Source organism: Butyrivibrio sp., from assembly GCF_024699075.1.
The window spans coordinates 1-5,058 of sequence record NZ_JAILQF010000068.1 but is presented as its reverse complement, the minus strand read 5'-3'; the positions used below and the strand labels follow the sequence as shown (position 1 = coordinate 5,058).

Annotated in this window: 4 protein-coding genes and 1 pseudogene; all 5 read right to left on the bottom strand. The window is 37.9% G+C overall.

Going from position 1 to position 5,058, the window contains the following annotated elements; translation table 11 throughout:
* Positions 1–102: 102 nt before the first annotated feature.
* Positions 103–285: a hypothetical protein gene (locus K6G87_RS02535; protein ID WP_296833457.1), complete on the bottom strand. Its 183-nt coding sequence runs from the start codon at positions 283–285 to the stop codon at positions 103–105.
* Between the two features lie 5 nt (positions 286–290).
* A complete protein-coding gene (locus tag K6G87_RS02530; RefSeq protein WP_296833454.1) occupies positions 291–2,807 on the bottom strand; it encodes a hypothetical protein in 2,517 nt (838 codons plus the stop codon).
* A 26-nt stretch (positions 2,808–2,833) separates the two neighbouring features.
* Positions 2,834–4,183 (bottom strand): MATE family efflux transporter, encoded by a 1,350-nt coding sequence (locus tag K6G87_RS02525; protein ID WP_296833452.1) that lies wholly within the window; start codon positions 4,181–4,183, stop codon positions 2,834–2,836.
* 7 nt (positions 4,184–4,190) lie between these two features.
* A complete protein-coding gene (locus K6G87_RS02520) occupies positions 4,191–4,757 on the bottom strand; it encodes an NUDIX hydrolase (protein WP_296833449.1) in 567 nt (188 codons plus the stop codon).
* A gap of 170 nt (positions 4,758–4,927) precedes the next feature.
* Positions 4,928–5,058 (bottom strand): annotated as a pseudogene (locus tag K6G87_RS19860) (23S rRNA (guanosine(2251)-2'-O)-methyltransferase RlmB); the annotation flags it as partial.

Here is a 5,058-nt window from a genome sequence, read left to right as displayed (position 1 = left end):
TTACCTCTTTTTTACAGGAATCCAGGGTTCACAAAAAAGGTTCTCATGACCACTGTCAAAGTACAGCTCGTAATCAGTCTCTTCAGATGCAAAAACCTGCTTTCATGCATTGATCCAACATGAGCCCACATCCAGCCTATTTTCTGTAAGCCAATCATCTTCCACTGACACATACTTTTCATTACCGGCATCATCCACAAGAGTAACTAATACCTTAGGCTTTTGTCCTGGTTGCAACTCTTCACAACCATAATCCCCATCAAAAATCTGCTTAATCTTCCACATAATCCTTAATCCTTTAATAATCCGTTTTTTGCAGCAGCATTATAAAACAATATAAGAGGAAGGAAGCTTTGGGCAAAACCTTTAGGAGAAGTTGTTCCTACAAGAACTGCATCCTCTTTTATCTGCTTATTGCCATTATAGGATGGCGAATTTCTCATGGCATTATTAAATGTTCTGAGTCCGTTTTTAAGGTATTTGATATCACCTGTAAGTTCATATCCTATATACATAGCTTCAAGAAGCAGTGTATTAGTCCCATTTCTATTAAGGCTTGGAAGCTCTTTGTAATAAAAGATTCCATGCGGCGTCATAAAGTTATCGCACAGGTCATCTATGGCATCAAGCATGAGTTTTCGAAGCTCTGTATCCGGGAATACTCTGTAATATCTCATAAGGCTTCCGAGTGCTACAGATATCATGAATCCTACTCTTATCACGGTATTATCGGTATAAGGAGAAAGCCATGCACCATATCTTATGTTCCACTGCTTAAACTGATCCACTATCCACTCACTTTTTTGAACCCACTTAGCATCGTAGGTTTCAAGGTACAGGGCAGTAAGCGTTCTTAAAGCCCAGCCTGTTTCTCTGGCGCTGGCTTCTCCAGGCTTTTGATACATTGGTGTATCCAGGAGTCGAAGTACATTTTCTCCAATATTAAGGGCTGTTTCAAGGGCTCTTCTATCTCCTGTAAAATGCCACAGATCAAGAAGTCCCTCTACCCATTCATGACTGCAGACCATCTCGCCTTTAGGTCCGTTGCCATCTTCGGATCCTCCATTATGACCGTTTGTATGTTCCCACTGTCCACCGATCTTAAGAGGATCGCTGCTATAGTGGCATATATCTACATCCATCCAGTGTCTGGCAGCAACAATTCCGTAATCAAGAAATCTCCTTACACCGGTCCTTACATACATCATGAACATGGCATGTGGGTAGTCATATTCATTATTGGTCCATACAAGTTTGCCGCCGCCTCTTCCCTGGGCAGTATAATTAGAATCCGGAAAATCGCCAAAGTTCATCATGCCATAAGCTCTGCCATGTCCGTCAGCTCTATCTATCATAGCTATTTCGACATTGTCATTCATATAGCCTTTATTAGTTACAATTGAAGGAAATACCTCCGCCTGTCCATAAATTTCCGGATCTATATGAGCTGAAACAGGCATCTGATATATAAGACTTCTATTATCTATTTCTGATATAGGTTCATCCTTATCATGAAAATGAAGTAGGAATCTTTGTTCTCTTGCCATACCTGATGAGAATACAACTTTCTCATCCCCTTCAGGAATAAGGCTGATAGTAACCTTGTCAGAATCTGCTGCAATTTCTTTAGGGAAGTTTTGCTGCGCCTGAAAAATGGTAGCACAAACTCCTCCATTTGAATCCGTTGTATCTGCAAAAAATGTCCCATAGAAAACTTCTGCAAAATGTTCATTTGATTCTGACACAAGAAATGGTGCATTAACACTGTTTCCGACTTTAGCCCCATTTCCTGATATAGTAAACCTGGTCTTATAGTTAGAGATACCAGTCATAGTCCTTATTCCGGTCACAGACTTATCTCGTATTGTATTTTCTATATCTGTAAGTGAACCTGTTCCTGTTGTCTGATAAAAAAGATCTTTAGCTTCTTCAGAAGCAACTGCACTATTACCGTCATATGCTTCTTTAGTGCATTTATTATCATTGATACTTATACTATTTTTGATACTTATATTATTTTTGCTACTTATATTGTCTGCATTAGCTACAGTAGGCCTTTTAATATACATATTAAAGCTATCTGGGATGATAGTCTTATCTGAATCATTAAAAAGTCTTACTGATATGTCAACATATGGTTTTCCTGCTATTGCCGTGAGTCTTATGACACATCTGCATTCATCTGAGTATCTTGCTTCATTTTCAAAGATTGCACAAACAGGTCCTTTTTCTACAATATTCCATCTGCCATATTTTATAGGCATTTCCATACCATCAAGTTTAAGAACAGGTCCTTCAAAATCCTCACTACTATAAGTTATATCTCCGTATTTAAGGCTCTCAAATAGATAACTTCCGTTATCTGAAAGTGTGAACAGCAATCTTCCCATGTTTACTTTTAATATATTTTTATTTATTGCTTTTGGGGTATCTATATCCTTCTTACTATCTGTATTATTTCTTGCTGCTAACTGGTCATTCCCTTTACTTATTTCTAATAATTGTATATCCTTCTCTGATTCTTTTCCCAAATGACCATTACCCGATAACACTAAATGTGTATTGGAGTTACCTTTAATATCAGCAAGAAATCTGACAAAAAGATACTTCACACTGCCATCATCCCATGATGCAGTGACCTTAGACTGCGTCTGATAACATATGTTATCAGAAGAAACTGTAAAACTATCCGCATCATGTGGGCTTAACTCACCTCTTTTAAAGGGAACCGCCACCTGACAATATTCAAGTGGAAGGTCATCTTTGTAAAGTTTATCGATATAGATGTCTGTTTTTTTATTCATCATTCATTCCTTTATGTTGTAATCATACATTAAGTGGTACTGAGTTTCCTGATCTCTTTCCAGCTCTTTGATCTATAAAACAGCAGACTTGCGATCATTCCAAATACAAAACTGATTGATACGCCTGCAGTTACATAATGTCCGTCTATAAAGAAGGCTATAAGATATGCCGCAGGGATTCTTACTGCCCACAGCATTAGGAGATTAAGTACAGTTGGATACTTAACATTGCCTATGCCGTTGGAAAGATTGAGAATTGTGTTAAGCACGCAGTAGCACCACTGGAAAGGCACTTGTATCTTCACGCATAAAAGAGCATATTTTATAGCTTCTGCATCATTGGTAAAAAGCCCAACCAGGCTACCTGAAAAGGCAAACATGATAATGCCAAGCACTATTGTGGTAAGGGCTGAATAAAGCGGTACTATACGACCACCCTTATATAATCTTTCATAATTTTTAGCACCAAAGTTCTGACCTGCAAATGTTGCCATAGAAGCAGAAAAGGATGATATTGCCACGCTGCTTATGCCCATGATCTTGCCTGCAACAGAAGCTCCTGCCATGAATGCCGAGCCCTGAGTATTTATGAGCGACTGCATAAGAATATGTCCAACTGTATATATTGAATTATTAAGTCCAAGTGGTAAGCCCAGTTTTATAATATCCATAAGGGTTTTTCTATCAAGAACTTTGGGTAAAATAGTAAATCCGATATAATTGTATTTTTTTAGTATATATACAATGCTTGCAATCCAGGACATATACATGGCGATTATTGTAGCAAGCGCTGCCCCTACTACATCCATATGAAAAAAGGCTATAAATAATATATCAAGTATTATATTGGAGATACAGGACACCAAAAGAAATATAAATGATGCAGTACTATCTCCAAGGCCTCTTAGGATTCCTGCATTCATGTTATAGCCCATGTTACCAAGAAGTCCTAAAAATACTATTCTTATATATGCTGTTGCGAGGCTTATAGTATCTGCAGGGACCTGCATGAACCCAAGTATTAAAGGGGTAACTATCCATCCAAGTATAGCAAGAGGAATAGCGCATAGATAGGTAAAAGAGACTGATGTCTTTACAACTTTACCCAGGTCTTCCATGTTCTGAGCACCTGTGTACATAGATACAAGGATTGATACACCTGCCCCTATACCCATGAAGATACACATAAATACTTCTATAGGCTGAGAACTTGTTCCAACCGCTGCTATCGATGTAGCCCCACAGTAATTGCCTATGATAAGTGTATCAACAGTGCTATATAATTGTTGCAAAATATTTCCAAAAATAATTGGAATAGCGAATATGACAATAAGCCTCATAATAGGGCCGCTTGTCATATCTATTTTAGATTTGGCCATACTTTCCTCATATTCTAAATGTATTCTTGACCATAGTGAGCTCTTCTGCTCTTAAACACGTGCCCATTCTGCCTTCTTTGGTATCTTCTATCAGTTTATTGATTTCAAACCATCTTACTTCAGATAATTCAGATTCCTGAACTGTAAATTCTGAAACCGGAAGATCTTTTTCCAAAACAAATACTTTACTTACCTGTCTGTCATGAAATGGTTTTCCATGAAATACATTATCAGAGCCAATATTCAAAATACCGGCCTCTACAAGTTCACTCTCTTTGACAGATATTCCGAGCTCTTCCTTAAGCTCTCTTATAGCTGATTCTCTGAATTCACATCCGCTTGGAATATGTCCGGCGCTTGAAATATCCCATTCACCTGGATGGGAATCCTTATTAGCACTACGTTTTTGGAGAAGAACTTCTACTACATCTTCTCCTGTAATCTTGTCCTTAGCTTTTCTCACAAGCCATACATGAGAAGTTCTATGCCTGATTCCTTCACTATGTGCTTTATTTCTTTCGACAGTTTCTCCTGTAGGATTGCCATTTTCGTCTACTATATCAAGAATTTCCATGTTGTTACCTCTTTTTATATGTTAATGTTTTAGTATATTAGCAAAATATTTTTTTATCTGATTTCATCTAATATAATTATACACACGCTATTATTAAACTCGCAAACGCTTCGCTTTTTGCTCGTTATAAAATCACTGCTGACGCAGTTCTACGGCAAGAAATGTCATATCTATATACGCCTTTGTCTTGCAGCCTCAAATCCAAGGATAGCCGCAGATGTTGCCGCATTCATTGACTCAACCTGCCCCAGCATAGGTATAAGAAGATATTCATCTGCAGCATCTGATATCTCTTTGCTAA

What these genes read in the sequence shown, in the direction of transcription:
- K6G87_RS02535 (WP_296833457.1), bottom strand. Translation starts at nt 285, where the DNA reads ATGTGGAAGATTAAGCAGATTTTTGATGGGGATTATGGTTGTGAAGAG.
- K6G87_RS02530 (WP_296833454.1), bottom strand. Translation starts at nt 2,807, where the DNA reads ATGATGAATAAAAAAACAGACATCTATATCGATAAACTTTACAAAGAT.
- K6G87_RS02525 (WP_296833452.1), bottom strand. Translation starts at nt 4,183, where the DNA reads ATGGCCAAATCTAAAATAGATATGACAAGCGGCCCTATTATGAGGCTT.
- K6G87_RS02520 (WP_296833449.1), bottom strand. Translation starts at nt 4,757, where the DNA reads ATGGAAATTCTTGATATAGTAGACGAAAATGGCAATCCTACAGGAGAA.